This is a genomic window from Peribacillus sp. V2I11, from assembly GCF_030817135.1.
Classification (GTDB): Bacteria; Bacillota; Bacilli; order Bacillales; family DSM-1321; genus Peribacillus; species Peribacillus simplex.
The window spans coordinates 4,491,895-4,513,732 of record NZ_JAUSYW010000001.1; the positions used below are offsets into that span (position 1 = coordinate 4,491,895).

The 21,838-nt window shown below is 39.2% G+C and carries 18 protein-coding genes and 3 pseudogenes; 14 read left to right on the forward strand and 7 right to left on the reverse strand.

Annotated elements, in window-relative coordinates:
* Positions 1 to 309 precede the first annotated feature (309 nt).
* The 4 genes and pseudogenes from proB (at position 310) to QFZ73_RS22025 (ending at position 4,880) form a co-directional block, all read left to right on the forward strand.
* A complete protein-coding gene (gene proB / locus QFZ73_RS22010) occupies positions 310 to 1,398 on the forward strand; it encodes a glutamate 5-kinase (RefSeq protein WP_251430700.1) in 1,089 nt (362 codons plus the stop codon).
* Positions 1,399 to 1,436: 38 nt separating this feature from the next.
* A complete protein-coding gene (locus QFZ73_RS22015) occupies positions 1,437 to 2,684 on the forward strand; it encodes a glutamate-5-semialdehyde dehydrogenase (protein ID WP_307270686.1) in 1,248 nt (415 codons plus the stop codon).
* A gap of 80 nt (positions 2,685 to 2,764) precedes the next feature.
* Complete coding sequence (locus tag QFZ73_RS22020; protein ID WP_307270690.1) at positions 2,765 to 3,208, forward strand: general stress protein; 444 nt, start codon at positions 2,765 to 2,767, stop codon at positions 3,206 to 3,208.
* Between the two features lie 315 nt (positions 3,209 to 3,523).
* A pseudogene (locus tag QFZ73_RS22025) lies at positions 3,524 to 4,880 on the forward strand (IS1182 family transposase).
* 113 nt (positions 4,881 to 4,993) lie between these two features.
* Here QFZ73_RS22025 and QFZ73_RS22030 read toward each other — a convergent pair.
* Positions 4,994 to 5,431: a DUF5392 family protein gene (locus QFZ73_RS22030; RefSeq protein ID WP_251436402.1), complete on the reverse strand. Its 438-nt coding sequence runs from the start codon at positions 5,429 to 5,431 to the stop codon at positions 4,994 to 4,996.
* A 509-nt stretch (positions 5,432 to 5,940) separates the two neighbouring features.
* Here QFZ73_RS22030 and QFZ73_RS22035 point away from each other — a divergent pair.
* Both QFZ73_RS22035 and QFZ73_RS22040 read left to right on the forward strand, forming a co-directional pair.
* Entirely contained in the window at positions 5,941 to 6,321 is a 381-nt protein-coding gene (locus tag QFZ73_RS22035) for a hypothetical protein (protein ID WP_251436399.1), read from the forward strand.
* Positions 6,311 to 6,781, forward strand: coding sequence for a hypothetical protein (locus QFZ73_RS22040; protein ID WP_251436397.1), 471 nt, complete (start codon positions 6,311 to 6,313; stop codon positions 6,779 to 6,781). The genes QFZ73_RS22035 and QFZ73_RS22040 overlap by 11 nt, the downstream gene beginning before the upstream one ends.
* Positions 6,782 to 7,221: 440 nt before the next feature.
* On the opposite strand, the gene QFZ73_RS22045 is transcribed toward QFZ73_RS22040, so the two are convergent.
* The 3 genes and pseudogenes from QFZ73_RS22045 to QFZ73_RS28990 form a co-directional block, all read right to left on the reverse strand.
* Positions 7,222 to 7,797: a DUF2238 domain-containing protein gene (locus QFZ73_RS22045; RefSeq protein ID WP_251436395.1), complete on the reverse strand. Its 576-nt coding sequence runs from the start codon at positions 7,795 to 7,797 to the stop codon at positions 7,222 to 7,224.
* A 20-nt stretch (positions 7,798 to 7,817) separates the two neighbouring features.
* Positions 7,818 to 8,384, reverse strand: a complete 567-nt coding sequence (locus tag QFZ73_RS22050; protein WP_285847373.1) for a DUF2238 domain-containing protein — start codon at positions 8,382 to 8,384, stop codon at positions 7,818 to 7,820.
* 628 nt (positions 8,385 to 9,012) lie between these two features.
* Positions 9,013 to 9,553, reverse strand: a pseudogene (locus tag QFZ73_RS28990) (GerAB/ArcD/ProY family transporter).
* Positions 9,554 to 10,127: 574 nt separating this feature from the next.
* On the opposite strand from QFZ73_RS28990, the gene QFZ73_RS22060 reads away from it, so the two are divergent.
* The 3 genes from QFZ73_RS22060 (at position 10,128) to QFZ73_RS22070 (ending at position 13,925) form a co-directional block, all read left to right on the forward strand.
* A complete protein-coding gene (locus tag QFZ73_RS22060) occupies positions 10,128 to 10,481 on the forward strand; it encodes a GNAT family N-acetyltransferase (protein ID WP_251436387.1) in 354 nt (117 codons plus the stop codon).
* A 926-nt stretch (positions 10,482 to 11,407) separates the two neighbouring features.
* On the forward strand, positions 11,408 to 12,601 hold the full coding sequence (locus tag QFZ73_RS22065; protein WP_251436384.1) for a M14 family zinc carboxypeptidase: 1,194 nt from the start codon (positions 11,408 to 11,410) through the stop codon (positions 12,599 to 12,601).
* 259 nt (positions 12,602 to 12,860) lie between these two features.
* Entirely contained in the window at positions 12,861 to 13,925 is a 1,065-nt protein-coding gene (locus QFZ73_RS22070) for a M14 family zinc carboxypeptidase (RefSeq protein WP_251436381.1), read from the forward strand.
* Positions 13,926 to 14,445: 520 nt separating this feature from the next.
* On the opposite strand, the gene speB is transcribed toward QFZ73_RS22070, so the two are convergent.
* Complete coding sequence (speB, locus tag QFZ73_RS22075; RefSeq protein ID WP_307270703.1) at positions 14,446 to 15,414, reverse strand: agmatinase; 969 nt, start codon at positions 15,412 to 15,414, stop codon at positions 14,446 to 14,448.
* Between the two features lie 418 nt (positions 15,415 to 15,832).
* Here speB and QFZ73_RS22080 point away from each other — a divergent pair, with 418 nt between their 5' ends.
* Complete coding sequence (locus QFZ73_RS22080; RefSeq protein WP_307270705.1) at positions 15,833 to 17,179, forward strand: APC family permease; 1,347 nt, start codon at positions 15,833 to 15,835, stop codon at positions 17,177 to 17,179.
* Here the strand turns inward: QFZ73_RS22080 and QFZ73_RS22085 are convergent.
* Positions 17,121 to 17,480: a hypothetical protein gene (locus tag QFZ73_RS22085; protein WP_307270708.1), complete on the reverse strand. Its 360-nt coding sequence runs from the start codon at positions 17,478 to 17,480 to the stop codon at positions 17,121 to 17,123. The two genes, QFZ73_RS22080 and QFZ73_RS22085, sit on opposite strands and share 59 nt — an antisense overlap.
* Positions 17,446 to 17,711, reverse strand: a pseudogene (locus QFZ73_RS22090) (transposase); the annotation flags it as partial. The pseudogene QFZ73_RS22090 and the gene QFZ73_RS22085, both read right to left, overlap by 35 nt.
* Positions 17,712 to 18,214: 503 nt before the next feature.
* On the opposite strand from QFZ73_RS22090, the gene QFZ73_RS22095 reads away from it, so the two are divergent.
* The 4 genes from QFZ73_RS22095 (at position 18,215) to QFZ73_RS22110 (ending at position 21,756) form a co-directional block, all read left to right on the forward strand.
* Positions 18,215 to 19,492, forward strand: coding sequence for a Glu/Leu/Phe/Val family dehydrogenase (locus tag QFZ73_RS22095; protein ID WP_307270712.1), 1,278 nt, complete (start codon positions 18,215 to 18,217; stop codon positions 19,490 to 19,492).
* A gap of 34 nt (positions 19,493 to 19,526) precedes the next feature.
* Positions 19,527 to 19,817, forward strand: coding sequence for an SAV0927 family protein (locus QFZ73_RS22100; protein ID WP_192205254.1), 291 nt, complete (start codon positions 19,527 to 19,529; stop codon positions 19,815 to 19,817).
* Positions 19,818 to 19,834: 17 nt separating this feature from the next.
* Positions 19,835 to 20,083 carry a biotin/lipoyl attachment domain-containing protein gene (locus QFZ73_RS22105; protein WP_307270717.1) on the forward strand — a complete coding sequence of 83 codons (249 nt, stop codon included), beginning with the start codon at positions 19,835 to 19,837 and terminating at the stop codon, positions 20,081 to 20,083.
* 314 nt (positions 20,084 to 20,397) lie between these two features.
* A complete protein-coding gene (locus tag QFZ73_RS22110) occupies positions 20,398 to 21,756 on the forward strand; it encodes an IS1182 family transposase (protein WP_307270720.1) in 1,359 nt (452 codons plus the stop codon).
* Positions 21,757 to 21,838 lie beyond the last annotated feature (82 nt).

The following is a 21,838-nucleotide window of genomic DNA, read 5'->3' on the forward strand; positions in this document are numbered from 1 at the left end:
TGACATTAAGCAGATAATTTTGCATACTATATTAAAACAATGAACGTTGAGAGAAGATTAGTATGCGAGAATCACTGTGACAGAGAGCGGCGTCAATTGCTGGAAGGCCCGCGACAGGAAAGCGCAGAACCTGCTTCTTGAGTCCTATGCAAAACATAGGCGCAAATCCTGGCGTTATCAGGCAAAGTGGAATGCATGAACTTGCATTCAATGAAGGTGGTACCACGGAGAGCAGCCCTTTTCGTCCTTATTTCGAGGATGAAAAGGGCTTTTTTTCATGTCTTAGATATTTATTGGAGGAAGAAATCGATGGAAAAGAAACGTATCGTTGTAAAGATAGGAAGTAGTTCTTTGACCAACACACAAGGTGAAATCGACCAAGATAAATTTTCCGATCATATCCAGGCAGTGGCAGCATTAAGGAAAGCGGGACATGAAGTTGTCCTTGTTTCATCAGGTGCTGTAGCGACAGGTTTTCGAAAGCTCGGCTACCCTACGAGACCTGTCACACTCAAAGGAAAACAAGCTGCTGCAGCTGTAGGGCAAAGCCTATTGATTCAATCATATATGGAACAATTAGGGCACTTTGGAATCGTTCCGGCGCAGATTTTATTAACAAGGAAAGATTTCTCGAAAAAAGATAGGTATAAAAATGCATATGCAACATTGATGGAATTGCTTGAACGCGGCATCCTTCCGATTATAAATGAAAATGATACAGTATCGGTCGAGGAGTTGACTTTTGGTGATAATGATATGCTATCCGCCTTAGTAAGCGGGTTGGTTCACGCCACCAACTTGATCATATTAACGGACATTAATGGGCTCTATGATTCCAATCCACAGACAAATCCAGGGGCGAAACGATTTGAAAAGTTATCCGAAGTAACGGCGGATTTATTGCAAATGGCAGAAGGCGCAGGATCTAATGTCGGAACAGGGGGTATGAAATCGAAGCTGATTGCAGCGCAAACTGCATTGTCCCTTGGGGTGAAAGTATTCATCGGATCAGGGTTGGGGAGTGATAAACTTCTAACAATCCTTGAAGGCAATGGTGATGGCACGTATATTGGGAATGATGTCATGACGACAGTAACGAAAAACAAACAATGGATATCCCTTCACTCACAAGTATCCGGGAAAATTTTCGTTGATGAAGGTGCCGAAAGGGCTTTAGTTTCAAATGGCAGCAGTCTGCTGCCAGCTGGAATTTATGAAATTAAAGGAGTCTTCAATAAGGGGGATGTTGTCGAAGTCTTTGGTGCAAATGGATTATTGGGGCGGGGTGAGGTCCTTTATTCCGACGAAGAATTAAAACAGGCGATGGGAAAGAGGACATCCGAGCTTGTGATCACTTCCATAGAAGTGATCCATCGCGATAAATGGGTGAAAGCATAGATAATCAATATCAGAGTAAGAAAAGGGGGCATTTGGAAATGAGTGAAGTGACGGCGAAAGGTAAGGCAGCCAAAAAAGCGAGTTATCAGCTAATCGGATTGACGACGGAAAAGAAGAATGAGGCACTTGGAAAAATTGCTAAGCAACTTATTATCGATAAAGATTTTTTGATAAAAGAAAACCAAAAGGATCTGGAAGAAGGCAGGATAAAAGGCTACAGTGAGTCTACATTAGATCGGATCATGTTAAATGTTAACCGTATTGATGACATGGCAGCGGCCATTATGCTTTTGATCGATTTAAAAGATCCGATTGGGGAACAATTGGAGACGATCGAAAAAGAGAATGGTTTATTGATTAAAAAGTTACGGGTGCCGATCGGGGTAATAGGGATGATTTATGAAGCCAGGCCGAACGTGACCATCGATGCAGCTACATTGTCCTTGAAAACGGGGAATGCCGTCCTATTAAGAGGCAGCTCGTCAGCCAAATACTCCAATATGGCACTCGTCTCCTCCATTCATAAAGCATTGGAGAATACGGTAATTCCTGTAGAAGCAGTTCAGTTGATCGAGGATACGAGTCGTGAAACCGCCAAGGAACTTTTTCATCTTAAGGAATATTTAGATGTCTTGATTCCTCGCGGTGGAAAGAATTTAATTGAAACGGTCATTAAGGAGTCAACTGTTCCCGTCCTTGAAACAGGAGCAGGCAATTGCCATATCTTCATCGATCAGACCGCAGATATCACGATGGTGGAGAAAATCGTCTTAAATGGTAAAACTCAGCGTCCATCCGTATGCAATGCTATCGAGGGGCTTCTAATTCATGAAAAATGGTTTGAAGAAAATGGAGTGAGTATTTTGGAACTCCTGGACGAAAAAGGTATTGAAGTATATGGAGATGAAGCGGTTTGCAGTGCCTTTCCGAGAGCGAAAACGGCTATGGAGGAAGATTGGTCAACTGAGTACCTGGCTTTAAAAATCAGCGTGAAAACTGTAAAAGGTGTATTCGATGCGATTGAACACATTAACCGATACGGCACCAAGCATTCTGAAGCAATCCTAACGAGGGATGAACAAAACGCTTCCGCATTTTTGAATAAAGTAGATGCCGCAGCAGTTTATCACAATGCTTCCACCCGTTTTACCGACGGCTTTGAATTCGGTTATGGCGCAGAAATCGGCATTTCCACACAAAAGCTGCATGCACGTGGACCAATGGGTTTACCGGCCTTAACATCAAGCAAGTACTTCATTTATGGCAAGGGGCAAATCCGGGAGTGAAATTCATTTCTTTCATGGAAGGTTATTAAAACTCATTTAAGGGTATTGTATATTACAAAACTTTTAAAGGAGCAGATACCATGGACAAGAGGTTTATAGCAATATATGAAAATGAAAATGAAGCGACTTCAGCAGTCGAAAATTTAAAGGAACAAGGATATACATCCGATCAAATATCTGTAGTTGCGAAAAACATTGATAAATTACCCAATGAAGCCGAGGAAGTCAGCCTGGCAAAGGCCGATGGATTAGTAGCTGGGGCAGCAGCGGGTGGAGCTGTGGGATTGACAGGCCTGCTTATTGGCATGAGTGCATTAGCCATACCAGGAATTGGTCCGATATTGGCAGCAGGACCAATTTTCGCCACTTTTGGCGGAGCCGCAGCCGGGGCAGCATCGGGAGCGGGCGGATTGAGAAAGCCATTATTGGATATTGGAATGGAGGAAGCCGAAGTCGATCAATATGTGGAGGATATTAAAGCAGGGAAAATCCTTGTCATCGCCGATCCAGTTTTAAGTAAATGAATGGATAGTAAAAATCCCCTTATGATATATCATATGGGGATTCAGACTGTAGACAAACTCGATGAAAATCGAGTTTGTCTATTTTTATGGCTTGTACAATTTGGACGTTGATTTCCACTCCAGGCACTCGCTTTCCGCGGGCGGTCGGGGAGCCTCCTCGGCTTTCCCCTGCGGGGTCTCCCCTAGACGCGCTTTTCCCGCAGGAGTCTCGTACCTTCCGTTCCAATCAACTTTGTCTTACCTTTTAGATAGAACACTTTTGCCTGGAGTCATTTTTGTTTTAAAATAGAAGTATTAAAACTTGAGGTGATGAGGATGCTTTCTAAACATGATTCTATTCAGCGAGATCAACTTGAAATGATTACTTTAGATCAACTGGTGCCACCGAACCATTTGGTTCGTAAAATGGAGGCTGCCATTGACTTCACTTTCATTTATGACTTGGTGAAAGATATGTATTCAGAGGTAGGACGCCCAAGTATTGATCCAGTTATTTTAGTTAAACTGACTTTCATTCAATATACCTTCGGTATTCGTTCCATGCGTAAAACGATTGAAGAAGTTGAAACCAATATGGCTTACCGTTGGTTCTTAGGCTATGGTTTCCATGATAAAGTACCTCATTTCTCTACGTTCGGGAAAAATTATGAGCGACGCTTTAAAGATACAGACCTATTTGAACAGATTTTCTATCGCATTTTAATGACAGCTGCTAATAAAAAGTTAATAAGTGCTGAACACGTTTTCGTGGATTCCACACATGTGAAAGCCAGTGCGAATAAACGGAAATTTGAAAAGAAAATCGTTCGTAAAGAAACACGAGCGTATCAAGGACGTCTTCAAGAAGAAATCAATCAAGATCGTGAAAACCATGGAAAAAAGCCTTTTCCACCAGATAAATTTGATAAAGAAGAGACCAAAGAGATTAAAGAAAGTACAACGGATTCTGAGAGTGGCTACTATGTGAAAGATGAACGAACAAAACAGTTTGCCTATTCATTCCACGCGGCCGCAGACCGCAACGGTTTTGTATTGGGAACGATTGTAACACCTGGAAATACACATGACAGTCAGATCTTAGAGCCACTAGTTGAACAAGTGATTGAGAAAGTTGGAAAACCGGAAGCCGTTGCCGCAGATGCAGCTTATAAAACACCAGCGATTACAAGCTACCTATTTAACAAAGAAATCATACCGGCTTTACCTTATACACGTCCTCGCACCAAAGAAGGATTTTTCCGCAAACAGGACTATGTATACGATGAACATTTTGATTGTTACCTTTGCCCTTCGGGCGAAACTTTAAAGTACTCAACAACAAATAAAGAGGGCTATCGCGAGTACAAATCGCCAAAACAAATTTGTACAACATGCTCATTTTTATCTCGGTGTACAGAAAGCAAAGACTGTCAAAAAGTGGTTACACGGCATATCTGGCAAACACATGTGGAAGAAGCAGATCATCTACGTCATCATCAAGATGTAAAACCTATATATGCAAAACGTAAAGAAACGATTGAGCGTGTATTCGCAGATGCAAAAGAAAAGCATGGTATGCGTTGGACTACTTTAAGGGGACTTAAAATTGTCGATGCAGGCGATGCTTACTTTCGCTGCCATTAATTTAAAGAAGATGGCCAATTGGACATGGCGAGGTCCAAAAATGGCCTAACATAGTGGGCTCGTAGAGCCCCAATTCTCTTGACTTTAGGCGAAAATTCAAAGGGGATTTCAAAAGGGGTTCAGAATTTTTTAATTCTGAACCCCTTTTGTCCTTTTTACTCATTATGGAAAGATTTGTTTCCTTTGTTGTTCTTCAGCAAGAAACTCAAAAAAAACATTCATGGCAGTAAGCGGATGCTCATTTACTCTTTTAAAGTAGTTACTTTTTCTGGCATCTGTTAAATAGCCGCTTTTTTTGATTCTTTCCAACATATATTTTTGACTCATTTTCACTATTTCTTTTTGGTTGTGTTTGTTTTCTTTTAATAAGGCAAATCCTACGGCTCCCACCAATGCATAGATTCCAAGTGCGATTTTCGAGATGGGTAAAGATTCGTTCTTAAATAAAAGGAAAAAAAGATTAATGATGGAAAAGCCTATCATCACCGTCGAAAAAAAACCGTATTTCAAATTTTTCTTCAACAAGGGGGACAATTTTGATTGAAGTTGTTCGATTTCGGCCTGCATGAAACCCGGTATATTATTTATTTTGATATTCATTGTATCCTCCTTAATATCTTGCATGCATCCAATAAGTGAATGGCACTGAAAAAATCGTACCTATTCAATGAAACAGGAACCTAATAATATATATCTTATCGTTTGGAAACGTGTTTGTCATTTAATATACCCCTTGGAATTTTTTAAGGGAAAAGTAAACGCAGTGACGCATGTGTTTGATGAATGGAATTGTCCAGTTATATGTGTTGAACTATCCCAGATAGACAACGTTCTTGCAGTATGAGGAGGGGGACAAATAAAGATCAATTGCCTTAATATACTAACAATGGTATAAATGATGAATGGATTATGGTAAAATGGTCCTCAAATGGAAGCTATATTATTCGTTTTTTCATTAGTAATAGTTATGGATGGCCATCCCGCGCCTTTTTTTTGCCATAAATACGTGACTATTGTGGTATTTAGTACTTTTAAATCGAGTTTTGGAACAAATAAATATATAATTAGAAAGCGAGATATTAGATTAAAAGATTAAGGAGGGACATAGAATGATGGAATGGGCTCTGATCATTTTGTTTGCTGTAGCAGTATTACTGTTCATTTTATCGTTTATTAAAAAGGATTCTGCAAAAGTGGACAGTCAATTGGAACAGCTTGCTATCACTTTTGGGGATGAAATGAATGTGTTACAGGAAAAAATCAGGAACATCGAGATAGATGCTGAAATTACGGTGCAAGAGGCAGGCATTCTTGCAATGTCTTCCGAAAAGCGGAACTTGTTACGTGAAGTACTAGACCTACATAAGCGAGGCTATTCATTTGAAAGCATTGCATTAAAGACAAAACAGCCGGAAGATGAAATTGAACACATGCTTACTCCTTACATAAAAACGAAGAATGAAAGGAGAAATGTGGCCAATGACATCTAAATCAATGCGCAGCTTTGCCGGAGGCCTTGTTGTTGCAGCAGGCTTATGCGGTGCAGTGTACTTCTTTGGTCCAGGTGAAGCGACCGGCACATCAGAGAAACTATCAGAAGATGAAATGAAAGAGTCTCTGGCTTCAGAAGGGTATGTCATACATTCCGAAAAAGAATGGGAAGATCAGATTGCTGAAGCACAGTCGGTTAAAGATAAAGCGGAGGCGGAAAAAGAAACGGTAAAAGAACCAACGGAAAAAATCATATACCGTACTGTTCTTACTGTGTCTAAAGGCTCGACAAGCATCGATGTGGGTAAAACCCTGCAAAAGGCTAAAGTCATTAAAAATGCCTATGAGTTTTCTGACGCGGTTGAAAAGAAAGGCAAGGCCAACGGATTGCGACCTGGAACATATGTGGTAGATAGTGCGATGACGACGGAAAAAATCATTTCCATCATATTTAAATGAACATAAAAACGACCATCCATTAGATGGTCGTTTCAGTTTGTCGACAAAAGGGGATTAGGTATGGCCTTATCCCGAACCCCTTTCAAGATTTTATTGAGGGAGTTATTTCCTATGGTTTTTTACTGTTTTTATATGTGATGAATCCCTTACTGGATTGAAGAAATATGCGACACTCCTGCCGAATAACTGTCTAGCCGAGACCCCGCAGGCGCTTGAGGCGAGGAGGCATGGAAGACTGTCGGCGGACAGGGAGCGGATTTCTGAAAACAACTTGAACGTTTTTTAAATAAAAAAACTGTAGATAAACTCGCTCTTTATGGTTCTTAATGTTTTATGAAACCTCAATGGATTTCTGAAACCAAGCTGGAACGTTTTTTTAATGCAGTCAACTCAATATACCTTCTAAGAAATGGTTAGCTGTTATTAAACCAAGAGTTTTTTCATGTTTTCTTGACCTTAATCTTTGTCCGCACTCCGGCCCACACTGCAATGATAAGTCCTCCAATAGTATCCGCGATTAAATCTATCATTGTATCTTTATTTCCCCCGCCTTGTAGTGTCATTCCGAATAATTGATCAGAACTAAATTCGTAGATCTCCCAAATTACACCACCAAGTGCTGAGAAAGAGAGGGTAAACAAAAAGACAAACCAAGGGGATATCTCTTTGCCTGCGCTTCTGTATACCAATCGTTCATATAAAGCAATTCCCGTAAAAGCAAGAAGGGAACCGCTTAGTAAATGTAAGAATGTGTCCCACCACCCCAGTCCATACCAACCTAAAATAGATCCCAAAAATTGTGAACCGAATAAGAAGATTAAATAGGAAATGATAATTGGCAGATTGAATTGAAGCTTGGTAAATAGGGCCAATAAAAGGGGAACTGCCCCACATACCACACCGCCTATCGAAACCAGTGATTTGAAAGTTTCATCGGCTGAATAGTAAAAAATAGATAAAGCTGCCATGAAAAGTACATACACTAAACTTAACGAAATAACTAGCTTACGATTCATATGATTACCTCAACAAATCTTCATATTTTTAATTTTTGCACACTAGAATAAATGGAGATTAGAATGCCGCCGGTAAGACCGAAAATTATATCGTACATGGTATCTTTATTACCGCCTCGCTGCATGGTATGAGTAAAAGTGAGATCTCCTGCGAACTCATATATTTCCCAAAGAACAGTGGCAAGGACTGAAAGTGAGAGAATAAAAAGAAAGATGACCCACCCTGAAACATCTTTTCTCGCTTTTTGAGGGATGTATAGTTTATAAAGAGCAATCCCGACAAAACCCACGAAAATACCCTTGTAGAAGTGAAGGCTAGAGTCCCACCATTTAAAATCAACATAAAAATTTGCGATAGACCCTAAAAATGTCGTACAGAAAACAAAAACATAATAACCGATTATGATTGGAATGTTAAAGGGATTATTTTTTACAAACAGTAATGAAATGGGCAAGGCACTTACCAATATTCCCCCAAGAGCTACCATCCATCGGGAAGAATCATCTTTTATGAGGTAAAAGATGAGTAAACCAGTCATGAATGCTATAAAAACCAGACTAAAAATAATGATTATTTTATGTTTCAATATACTCACCTCATTCGTAAATATTCATTACGATCAAACCCAACTTGGGGGTATTTTTATGATGTTTTATTCTCCAACTCACATTAGTATTATCATTGGCTACCATGGTGCTTTTTAATGATGTTTTTAAATTTAGCCGTGATTAACAATAAAAAAGGCATGACCAGACCAAAAGTCGATGCATAGAATAACCATATATTTTTATTGAATTCCCCGGATGATGGGACCGTCGGAAAAACAATCAATGAAAAAAACCATTATCATCCCTAAAGCTGTAGTAAATGGACGATAATCTTTTATATTGAAAATGTTTGAAAATACAACAAACGATACATAAAAATACATCACCGTCCTGGTATAGGTTGTAAAGATCAAAATCGTAGCAATTATAGCTTCAATCCGCATTAGGAAATTCCCTACATTTATTTTTTTGCCATCGTATAACTTGGAGCGATATTTCTTGCAGTGCTATCGGGTCCAAGGATATCCAGCATGATAACAAGAATTAAAATGATTCCTCCGATCAATGGCTTTTCCCCCTTTTTTTATTTTCATTGACTTTTGAGGAAAATCATTAAAAACATAACAGGGGACAGCGTGAACAGACTGACGAAAAAAAGCGTCGCCCTTATGACTGGTTTGGTCCCATTTTCAAATACTGGCTGAATGTTTTGGATATTTGCTCGAGGAATGATGGAAACCAAAAAATAGTCAATAATATTAATACGGGTATGAAGAATATTTCCAACGTGCGTGTAAAAGTTTCAATACCAAGACGAACTGTAAAGGTCACTACTGCAGCTAACAATATATTTAATGCTACAAGTGGAGTATCCGGCATCCAAAAAGTTTCAATGAAATTCCTAAGTAGTCTCGGCAGCAGTGGAAAAAGACAAGAAAAAAATGTGAGATTGATCATCTTTCCGATTAACACCGAAAACCTTTTCATTTATTTGATTTAAAGCGAGATCAGGATATAAATTTCCAACCCTGATGTAAAACCATACAAAAATTAATGCGATTCCTGTCCCAAGTAATGCAGCAAGCCACGCATCCTGCTTTGCAAAACTAACTAAAGGAGAAGGAGTATGCAAAATAACGGTTCCTACCGAATACAAAAGGATTAAAATCATCAATTGATGTGATGAAATTCTGAAACTACCAGGCATTATTTTTCACCTTTTTGTTTGTTTCTTCCTTCTTAATACTCCTTATTTTTGGCTATTCATGTAAAAGTTATTCAGAAAGAAATTAATTGCCTTTCTTCAACAATCCATCCCCGTTTCATTCGGTCTCAATTTTTCAGGCCTTTTCATCAATCCTCATTGTACTTGCTGATACGGTCCTTCGCGATTTTCCTAGACGATGTAAATTGCGTGAGATTTTCTGATTAATCTGCCTCGTTTTTCAATTAAGGAAAAGGTGCAACAAAATTCTGCTTTGCAATAGGTGAGTTTGGTGCAAATGTTAGTGATAATTTTTTAAGCATATTAATTGCAGCATTATCATAAGTTGATATTTCCTTTGGAATGGCACGATTCTTGCATATAATTTGTTGGTATATCTAGTATATGGAGAAAGGAAGAGATAGGAATAGGAAACTGTAAGACACATAATTATTGAAGAACATTTAAGCCCTTGGTTATCAAGCATATTGGATAGGTTTATATGTCAGAAAATGAATACGGATTCATAAAGGGAAGGCAAAGCAATTAAACTTATAAAGGTTAGGAGAATATTAGTATGAAAATACCAGTGGAAAATATAGTAGAGTTAACTGTTGAACATCAATTCCTACAGGCTTATCCTATATTGAGTCAGTTACGTTCTGATTTGACTTTAAAGGAATATCTAGAATTATTAAATGATATGCGTAAGGAGGGTAAACAGTTATTTGCTTTATATCATGATACAAGCATCGTAGCATTAGCAGGTATTAGCTGGCGTGAAGATTCATATAATGAACGCTATGTACATGTACAAGATTTGGTTACTGATGTAAATCATCGTCCTAGTGGCCTTGGATATAGTCTGCTCAGTTTTATAAATAATTGGGCAAAAGAACATGGAGCTGAATATATTACATTGGAATCTTGAATTAGGTGCCTTGACCCCATACATAAATGTACAATTTTTTTAGGATGGGGATGGTACCTATTGGGTGTTGTTCTTTTTTCGTACATATGTACCAGTAATGAAATTTTACGACTTCTAGAGTGTCATGAAGTTGGAAAAACCAGGTATTAATAAACTTGGGATGGAACAAACATCTGAACAAGTTTAAGAAAGGGAAGGTGCCCTGCCATCCGAAAATTAGTTGAAAGCTCATAGAAACTCTGTGGAGAGAAATCTCTGCAGAGTTTTTCTTCATTTCTCTTTTTTGGTGCCCCTAAACCATCCAACTTTCTGCCACAAATAGGCAAAAATTGAAGTCGTTGCTCTCAAAAATAAATGATAATAGATTATGCGAATATTGGCAATCTATGCATTTACTCATAAGATATTTTGAAAATATGGTCATTACCATCTTTTCTCATCCCGATATAGTACATTATCAAAACTTTATAGCCACAGCTTGGACCCCTTTTTCCTTAACGATTTGTTTTTTTCTGCCATTGTTATTATTAGTGATTGGTAAAGTTAGGAAAAGGAAAAGGCAACTTGCATCTCATTAGATATTTTCAAGTGAATGTTGCATCTGGATGTGGCTTACAGAATTAATCCCAAATGGGAAAGGATTCGCTACCACATGGCGAAATCACAGCCTAACTTTATACATGTTTAAGGACTTTCGGGAACTATCCGTGATACACATGTCGCGGATCTTTTTGTATGGGAAAATCGGCACTTTTCAACAAGCATATAATTACGATCTGAATAAGGGAGTGTAGCACCCATCTTATAGGTAAAACGGATGCCCGATTCAAAAAAGCCATAATACGACATCAAATTCCGGCATAATTCTACTTTGCCATTTTATATAATGAGATAGAAAAATATTTTAAGGGAGTGATTGTTGTAATATGAAAAACAGGAAAATTGTTTCAGCTCTAGGAGTTGCCGTTTTATCGGCGAGTATTGCGGCACCAACGTTTGCAGCTAATGAAACATCCCCGGGAACACCCATTCAACAAACTTATTCGGTTTCAGGTTTTACAGATCATGCTGAACTAGGGAAAAAGCTAGAACAAATTGCGAGTGATAGCCAAGGTAAAGTAAAAGTGGATGTAGCTGGATATTCCAATAGAAATAGAGAAATCTATAAAGCAACTGTGGGAACAGGCGACAAAGTTGTTTTAATTCAAAGTGAGATCCATGGAAATGAGAAAACTGGTACGGATGCCATCTTGAATATCTTGAAGTTTTTGGGGACCAATTCTCCTGAAGCGGAGAAAATTCGTAAAGAAATTACCTTGGTCGCTTTGCCTAAAATGAATCCGGATGCTGCTGAATTGAACCGTCGGGGAAATGATATGACCTGGGAAGAGGTCGTGGAACAGTTTCCACAGTTAGCGGGAGCGAATCCATCATGGAACTATTATACATACAAAAATGAATCATTCGATTATGATTCCAAACCTGGTTTCGATGTCAATCGTGACTTTAATCCTGATTTAAATTATATTCCACAAGCTAAAGACTTCCCTGGAAAATCATCCACCCCTGGCTGGTTCATAACACCTGAATCACAAACAACACGTGATGTTTACAAGTCTCTACTGAATCAATACGGAAAGGTGGAGATTTTTGTGGACTTGCACCACCAAGCTCCCTATTATGAAGTTGATGGAACGGATGATTTAGTCACATACTCACTTTCCGCTCAATTTGTTCCTGATCCAAGAACGCCTTCAGGACAAGAGTATGCCAAATATGCAAAAAACTATAATTATGATTTTTCCAGACAATTGAATGTAGCGGTATATAATGCTATGAAAGAACAAGGTAATTCTCCATATGGAAATATATCCTTATATCCGCAAAACCAAAACCTTCCTGGGACGGCTTTAGGCGCCTTTGCTTTAAACGGAAGTGGGACAGTGCTCTTTGAAGTTAGAGGCCAAACACAGTCCTTTGGCCAAAAGAAAAAAGGCATGCTTATAAAAGCAGTGGAAAGAGGGTTATATGGGATAATTGATGGAGTAACTGATGGCTCTGTATATAAAATCAATCCGGAACAATACGAGTCAATTCCACTGACAGAGGGCAGGCAATAATAAAAATTGAGTGGGGAAATGATATTTTTATCTTGAAGTAGCCAGACGGGTACCCGCCTGGTTTTTCTTCATGATCGGTTTCGGCAAAAAGAATATGAATATCGCCTTTATAGAAGTAATTCCTTTCAAGTTATATTGTGTAGAAGAAAACTATTTGCAAACATAGTTATTTTTCACTATTAACACAAAGTGTTAAAAATGTCAGAATATTAGTAATAGTTATTTTTCTGGTTATTAATTTTGATAAGGAGGGTTTTTATTGAATTTTAAAAAGAAAGTTCTATCAGTTTCATTATCTAGTTTAATGACGTTAAGCGCAGTAACCGCTGTTGCGCTACCGGTCGGAGCGGTTGGAAATGGCCCCAGTGCTGGAAATGGTCAAGTGACAACTTCAAATCTTCATACATATGAAAGCCTGGTAAGCTATCTTGAAACGCAGGATGCTAAACAAGAAAGGCTGGCACTGGAAGTAATCGGGGAAACGGTAAAAGGAAGGGATATTTACCTAGCGAAGTACATTTCAAATCCTAAGAATCCAACTATACTATTTTTAACTCAACAGCATGGAAATGAACAACTGACTACTGAAGGTGCACTCGAATTCATTAAACATCTAGGCACGAATAAGACTAAAGGTTTATTGGAAAATGTTAATATACTGATCATTCCCATGTTAAATGCAGATGGGGCCATGGGAGATGTTAATTTCCCTCTTGATGACTATTTAGCAAAAGGTGATCGACATCTAACACGGGCAAATGCAAATGGGATCGACTTAAACCGTGAGCATGATAAAAAAACTGATTACATGCAAGTAGAGGTAAGGGCTTTACACGAAAATGTATTTGCAAAATACGATATAGATTACATGATAGATTTACATCATCAAGGGACGCTAAGCGAAACAGAGGGTGAACTTGTTTCAGGTTCAATTCTTTATCCTACAAACGCTAACGTAAAGCCTGAAGTGTTAGAAGCGTCAAAAAAACTGGGTGCAGTTGTATATAACTCCATTGAACCAACTGGTTGGGGGCATATTGGTAAGTATGATGGCGGTTCTGGAGAAAATATAGGCCGTAATGGTGCAGCCGTTCGTTATGATATTGCCACACTACTCTTTGAGATGCGAGGTATGTCGGACCACAATATCGAGTCAGTAGCGCTTGGACAAAAAAGTAATGGCTATCTAATAAAGCAAACAGTAACCACTTTGGATGCAGCTGTAAGAGCTCTTGCCGATGATTCAATTGAAACTGTTGATGCAAGCTTTTGGGACACCCTGCCAACACAATACAATCGTCCTGGGGCAGAATCAGACGAATAAAATCATGACACATCCCATTCTTACTAATGGGGTGTGTTTTTGATTCCCTATTTGTCTGTACCTTATTATGAATTCGGAAACAGGATGAGGTGCGAATTTTTCCAAACGACAAAAGGAGGTTCGGAATGGGCTCTTCCCGAACTATGATTTTATAGGAAGATTAGGTGATCCTTAATGTGTTTTTTTTATGTTTTATGAAACCCTTAATGGATGGAAGAGATTTGCGACACTCCTGCCGAATAACTGGGTAGCCGAGATCCCACAGACGCTTGCGGCGAGGAGGCTTGGCAGACAGTCGGCGGAAAGGGAGCGGATTTCTGAAATGGCTGGAACATTTTTAAAGAAAAAAACTGTAGACAAACTCGCTTCTTCGAATTTGTCTACAGTCTGAGCATTTGTTTTCATAAACAGATGCTTTTTGAATTTCAAGACTTTTTTATTTTGCACTTAAATTTTTATATCTTTAGCTTGGGTTTTTTTGACCACCTAACAGTATCGACCAGTATGGCCAGTGTTTGTCCTATAAACTTTTTTCGGTTGAATTCTCCTTTTTTTGTTCTTCTTTTATATTTAAGGCTACTAAACTGGCAAAGTCATGAATGATGGTTGCTGCCAATAGTGATGTAATTTGTGTTGGATCGTAGGGCGGGAGGACTTCCACCAGGTCGAACCCAATAAAATTGAATCCTTGCAGAGAGCGTATCATCTCAAGGGTTTCAAAGCTATTTAGACCGCCGACCTCCAGGGTGCCAGTCCCAGGAGCACAGGATGGATCAACAAAATCAATATCAAAGCTCAAGAAACATGGTGTATCCCCAATGGTTTTCTTGACTTCCTTCACGACATCTTCGATTCCTCTTTTCTTCAGCTGGGGCGTAGTTATCACATTGTAGCCGAGATCCGTACTGGAATCTATATCTCCTGGATGATTGAGCGTACCTCTGATGCCAATCTGGAAAACTTTATCCGTTTGGAGCAACCCTTCCTCATATGCACGGATAAACGGGGAACCATGCCAATATTTTTCATCATAATAAGTATCCCAGGTATCTGTATGTGAATCAAAATGGAGAAGTGCAACAGGACCGTGTATTTTTGCGGCAGCTCTTAGATTAGCCAATGTTACTGAATGATCTCCGCCGATGCCTATTGGAATGATACCGTTTTTCATCAAGTCTGCCATAGCCTTTTCAATTATCTCATAGCTTCGATGTATATTATGGGGAATCACCGAAACGTCCCCAATATCAATGGCATTACATTCGTCAAACGGAAATACATTGTGAATGGGATGGTAAGGAAACAAGGTCATGGATGCCTGGCGGACTGCCTGTGGCGCAAACCGGGCTCCTACCCTGAATGAAGCAGCTGTATCAAAAGGCATTCCTACCACTGCTAATCTGGCATTTTCTCTTGAAGAAGGTAAGCGCATAAATGATCCGGTAGTACAAAACTCTGGTTTAACATCAGGGGATAAAGGATATTTCATTATTCTATTCCTCCATTTTCTTATAACTTTTATAGTCTTGAAACTCATATAGATGAATTCCTATAGATGATTAATTATGCAATTAACATGCCAAGTCACAGTAAGTGATTTAATGATGGTTTAACCAGATAACATTGGCTTGGGGTATGCAATGGCGAATAATTTATGGGAAATTGAATCGCCGTTAAAGAGATGCTGAAAGACTTCATTTCTATGAAACAATCATTTGCCGTTAAGAATACAGGAATTAAAGCATTTTTGGCCTAGTTCGTTTGTCGAAGTATACCGTAATCATATGGCACAGAAATTGCATTGAGGTAAACAGGTAAAACTTTTAAAAAAGAGGGAGGCATGGAGATTTATTTAGTTAAGAAATTGAACCCATTAGTTTGAAAGCGGTTTCAAGGAGGAATGATAGGTGGAAAATGAGGTTACATTGAAAAGATCACTGAAATTATGGCAAATCGTAATGATGGGGTTAGCTTATATGACACCCATGGTCGTATTTGATACATTTGGCATTGTATCTGGGATTACGGGCGGCCATGTACCTACTGCCTATATCGTTGCATTGGTGGGGATGCTTTTTACAGCTGCAAGCTATGGAAAACTTGTAAAGGTTTTTCCTGCTGCAGGTTCTGCCTACACTTATACGCAAAAGGCCATAAACCCGCATTTAGGATTCCTGGTAGGATGGTCTTCGTTGTTGGACTATTTGTTTTTACCTATGGTAAATGCATTGTTGACCAAAATTTATCTCACAGCATTATTTCCAGGAGTCCCTACATGGATTTGGGTAGTATTGTTCGTAGCAATCGTCACCATTCTCAATCTCCGGAGCGTCAATGTACTTGCTAACTTTAATGCGCTTTTTGTTTTAATTCAGATTGCCATCATGGCAGTGTTCATCATTCTTGTTGTCAAAGGTTTAAATGATGGAGAAGGTACAGGAGAAGTGTTTACAATAAACCCTTTCGTAAATGAAGGAATGGACTTTTCGGCAATAATAACCGGGGCAACGATCCTTTGTTTTTCCTTTTTGGGATTCGATGCTGTAACTACACTATCTGAGGAAACGCCGAATCCGAAAGTAACGATTCCAAAAGCGATATTTTTAACTGCACTTTGGGGTGGTATCATCTTCATTACCTCATCTTTCTTTATTCAGCTCTTTTTTCCGGATATATCCCGTTTTAAGGAACCGGACGCTGCATTACCGGAAATCGCCCTTTATGTAGGTGGGAAGCTATTTCAATCCATTTTTCTTTGTACGACTTTCGTCAATACGCTAGCATCAGGACTAGCATCACATGCCAGCGTTTCCCGCCTTTTGTATGTTATGGGGCGTGATAAAGTGTTTCCGGAAAAATGGATTGGATTTATTCACCCTAAGTGGAAGACGCCAGCCATTAATGTACTCATAGTTGGAATCATTTCATTGTCGGCTTTATTCTTTGATTTAGTGACAGCAACCTCACTGATCAACTTTGGTGCATTAATGGCATTCACCTTTGTAAATCTGTCAGTGATCAGCCATTTTATCATCCGGGAAAAAAAGCATCGAACGATAAAGGGGTGTATTCAATACTTAATTATGCCTTTAATTGGAGCTATAGCAATTGGCATTCTTTGGATCAACCTTGAGACGAGTTCCCTAATAATGGGAACGGGTTGGTTTGTTATTGGTTTTTGTTATCTATTATATATCACAAAGGCATTCCGGAAGGCTCCGCCCCAATACCAAGTTGAAGAAATTCAGCTATGAGACTTTGCAAGAAAAAATACATCCGATAAGGATGCTTCAGTTTATAGACAAAAAGGTTTCGGAATCGTTTCATTCCGAAACCTTTTTGATTTTTAATTGGATTTGAAGCAGGTATGGAGAATAAATGACCGCGACCATTTCTGGCCCTTGCCTGTCGAGTTGGATATCTTCTTAAATTCCTGGCAGCGAAAGTAAGAGACGCCTGCATCGACAATATTTTACGTCCGCTTGTTGTCCAAAGCATACGATGCTTTTCTTTTGCGAATTTTTCCACTAGTAGAGAAGTGAGGTCCTTTATCATGTATGACATAACCTAAGAACCAGCATAGGCCACGCTCGTATTTACCTCTTCAATGGTCTTACGCATCAATCCAATAAAGAGGGTAGATTGAATGAATGTCAGTTTAACCAAAATAACTGGGTCAATACTTGGGCGTACTACCTCTGAATACATATCTTTCACCAAGTCATAAATGAAAGAGATATCAATGGCGGCCTCAATTTTACGAACCAAATGTTTCGGTGGCACCAAATGACATAAAGTAACATTTAAAGTCGATTTCGCTTAATAGAATTGTGTTTAGAAAGTATCTTTTTCACTTCAAGTTTTAATACTTCTTTTTATAAAACAAATAAGACTGTAGGCAAAAGGGTTCTATTTAAAAGTTAAACAAAGTTGATTGGAAAGGAAGGTGCGAGACTCCTGCGGGAAAAGCGTGTCGAGGGCGGACCGCCCGCGGAAAGCGAGTGCCTGGAGGCCACGTTAGAATTATACAAACCCTCAAAAAAACGTAGGATAAATCAATTATTACACAGTCTGACGCATCCTAAAAATGATGCGTTTTATTATATATTTAATCATCACTTTTTACATATGCAAACATGAATTGCTTATGAATTAATACATATGTCCTGATGATTGTATGTGTGAGGTTGATGATTGCAAATGGCGGTATATAGCTATCCACACAATATCCTCAAAACTGGCATGAAAGTTGCTTAATAAGGTTATAAGAATAAAAGTGAGGTGCTAAAATGACAGAGAAAATTAAGGTAATTGAAAAACGTCAATTGGATAATCCACTGCAAGAATTCCAGGATATCTTAAAAGAAGCGATTCATGTTTTGGACTATCCAGATCAGGTTTTTGATTTTCTAAAAGCGCCAATGCGTTTTCTGGAAGTCTGTATTCCTATTCAAATGGATAATGGGGAGACAAGGATATTTCAAGGATATCGGGCTCAACATAATGATGCAGCCGGTCCAACGAAAGGGGGAATTCGGTTTCACCCGGATGTCACTCCTGAAGAAGTGAAGGCATTGGCCGGATGGATGAGCTTGAAATGCGGAATAACGGATCTTCCATATGGAGGGGCAAAAGGTGGCATTGTGTGTGATCCCAGACAGATGAGTTCATCTGAGCTAGAACGATTAAGCAGAGGGTATGTCAGGGCAGTAAGTCAAATAGTGGGCCCTACAAAAGATATACCGGCTCCTGATATGTATACGAATTCACAAATCATGGCCTGGATGCTGGATGAATATGATCACATCAGGGAATTCGATTCACCAGGCTTCATTACAGGAAAGCCTCTGAGATTAGGAGGATCGAAGGGGAGGGAAAAGGCCACTTCCAAGGGAGTATTATATACACTTCAAATGATATGTGATTTAAAGGGGATTCCTATTGAAGGCATGCGGGTAATCATTCAGGGATTCGGGAATGTTGGCAGTCATTTAGCATTGTATTTACATGAAATGGGGGCTAAGGTTGTCGGAATAGCGGATGAGCTTGGAGGTTTATATGATCCGAATGGCTTGGATATTCCTTACCTTTTGGAGAACAGGGACTCTTTTGGGGTCATTTCGAACTTATACAAAGATTCATTATCCAATCAAGAATTATTGGAAAAAGAGTGTGATGTGCTGATTCCCGCAGCTATTAGCGGCGTGGTGAATAAAGACAATGCAAAACGATTAAAATGTGAAATCCTGGTCGAAGCAGCAAATGGGCCGACAACAAAGGAAGCGATCAAGATTCTCGATGATAAAGGTATAGTGCTAGTCCCGGATATTTTGGCGAATTCAGGAGGGGTGATAGTCTCGTATTTTGAATGGTGCCAGAACAATCAAGGTTATTACTGGACGGAAGAGCTTGTGGATGAACGATTGAAGGAAAAGATAACGGCCAGCTTTTTGAATGTCTACCATACTTCACAAAAATATTCCGTGAACATGAAAGTGGCTGCTTATATAGAAGGGATTCGCAAAATAGCAGAAGCATCCCAGCTTCGAGGTTGGGTCAGGTTCTGAACGAATTAGGGCTTACAAGAAAGGAGGCAATCCGTTGAATTTTGATATTCTTTCCGAAAATAAAGAAAACCAGGCTATTCATCATTATTGCTTATTGTCACAAGATTATAGATATGATGTGACCATTGTATATTCGGCCCAGTTTTTCGGTAAAGCAATGGTGACTTCCATGCAAAGCGGAAGAATGATCCTGCTTTGTGCCAATGATATTAATTTAGATCAGTACTGGGCTCCGACCCTTGGCATTGAACAAGAAGATATACATGAGTTTCAAAACTTTCTCAAGTTAGTCTTACAAACCCCATTTCATTTTGAAGAATACTGAAGGAAGGAATGATGTAAATGTACGTTGATGTGATTCTTAGCCCTTGTGATGGCAGGATTGAAAAAATTTCAATATCGAAAAATTCCAGATTTTACGAATGGGAACAATTATTTCAGATTAAGAAGGCAGATGGACGTGTGGAAATCATTGATCTTGGTGTCAGCGGGAAAATAGAATCATTGGAGGTATTGGAAGGCGAACCAGTGGTGGCCGGCGAGGTCCTCGCCTATTTTAAAGAAGATTTATTTGTGACCGGCAGCGATTAATATAAAAACGAAAAGAAGATGAAATGATTCATCTTCTCAGACTGTAGACAAACTCGATGAAAATCGAGTTTGTCTATTTTTATGGCTTGTACAATTTGGACGTTGATTTCCACTCCAGGCACTCGCTTTCCGCGGGCGGTCGGGGAGCCTCCTCGGCTTTCGCCTGCGGGGTCTCCCCTAGACGCGCTTTTCCCGCAGGAGTCTCGTACCTTCCGTTCCAATCAACTTTGTCTTACCTTTTAGATAGAACACTTTTGCCTGGAGTCATTTTTGTTTTAAATAAAATAGAAGTATTAAAACTTGAGGTGATGAGGATGCTTTCTAAACATGATTCTATTCAGCGAGATCAACTTGAAATGATTACTTTAGATCAACGGGTGCCACCGAACCATTTGGTTCGTAAAATGGAGGCTGCCATTGACTTCACTTTCATTTATGACTTGGTGAAAGATATGTATTCAGAGGTAGGACGCCCAAGTATTGATCCAGTTATTTTAGTTAAACTGACTTTCATTCAATATACTTTCGGTATTCGTTCCATGCGTAAAACGATTGAAGAAGTTGAAACCAATATGGCTTACCGTTGGTTCTTAGGCTATGGTTTCCATGATAAAGTACCTCATTTCTCTACGTTCGGGAAAAATTATGAGCGACGCTTTAAAGATACAGACCTGTTTGAACAGATTTTCTATCGCATTTTAATGACAGCTGCTAATAAAAAGTTAATAAGTGCTGAACACGTTTTCGTGGATTCCACACATGTGAAAGCCAGTGCGAATAAACGGAAATTTGAAAAGAAAATCGTTCGTAAAGAAACACGAGCGTATCAAGGACGTCTTCAAGAAGAAATCAATCAAGATCGTGAAAACCATGGAAAAAAGCCTTTTCCACCAGATAAATTTGATAAAGAAGAGACCAAAGAGATTAAAGAAAGTACAACGGATTCTGAGAGTGGCTACTATGTGAAAGATGAACGAACAAAACAGTTTGCCTATTCATTCCACGCGGCCGCAGACCGCAACGGTTTTGTATTGGGAACGATTGTAACACCTGGAAATACACATGACAGTCAGATCTTAGAGCCACTAGTTGAACAAGTGATTGAGAAAGTTGGAAAACCGGAAGCCGTTGCCGCAGATGCAGCTTATAAAACACCAGCGATTACAAGCTACCTATTTAACAAAGAAATCATACCGGCTTTACCTTATACACGTCCTCGCACCAAAGAAGGATTTTTACGCAAACAGGACTATGTATACGATGAACATTTTGATTGTTACCTTTGCCCTTCGGGCGAAACTTTAAAGTACTCAACAACAAATAAAGAGGGCTATCGCGAGTACAAATCGCCAAAACAAATTTGTACAACATGCTCATTTTTATCTCGGTGTACAGAAAGCAAAGACTGTCAAAAAGTGGTGACACGGCATATCTGGCAAACACATGTGGAAGAAGCAGATCATCTGCGTCATCATCAAGATGTAAAACCTATATATGCAAAACGTAAAGAAACGATTGAGCGTATATTCGCAGATGCAAAAGAAAAGCATGGTATGCGTTGGACTACTTTAAGGGGACTTAAAAAATTGTCGATGCAGGCGATGCTTACTTTCGCTGCCATTAATTTAAAGAAGATGGCCAATTGGACATGGCGAGGTCCAAAAATGGCCTAACATAGTGGGCTCGTAGAGCCCCAATCTCTTAACTTTAGGCGAAAATTCAAAGGGAATTTCAAAAGGGGTTCAGAATTTTTTA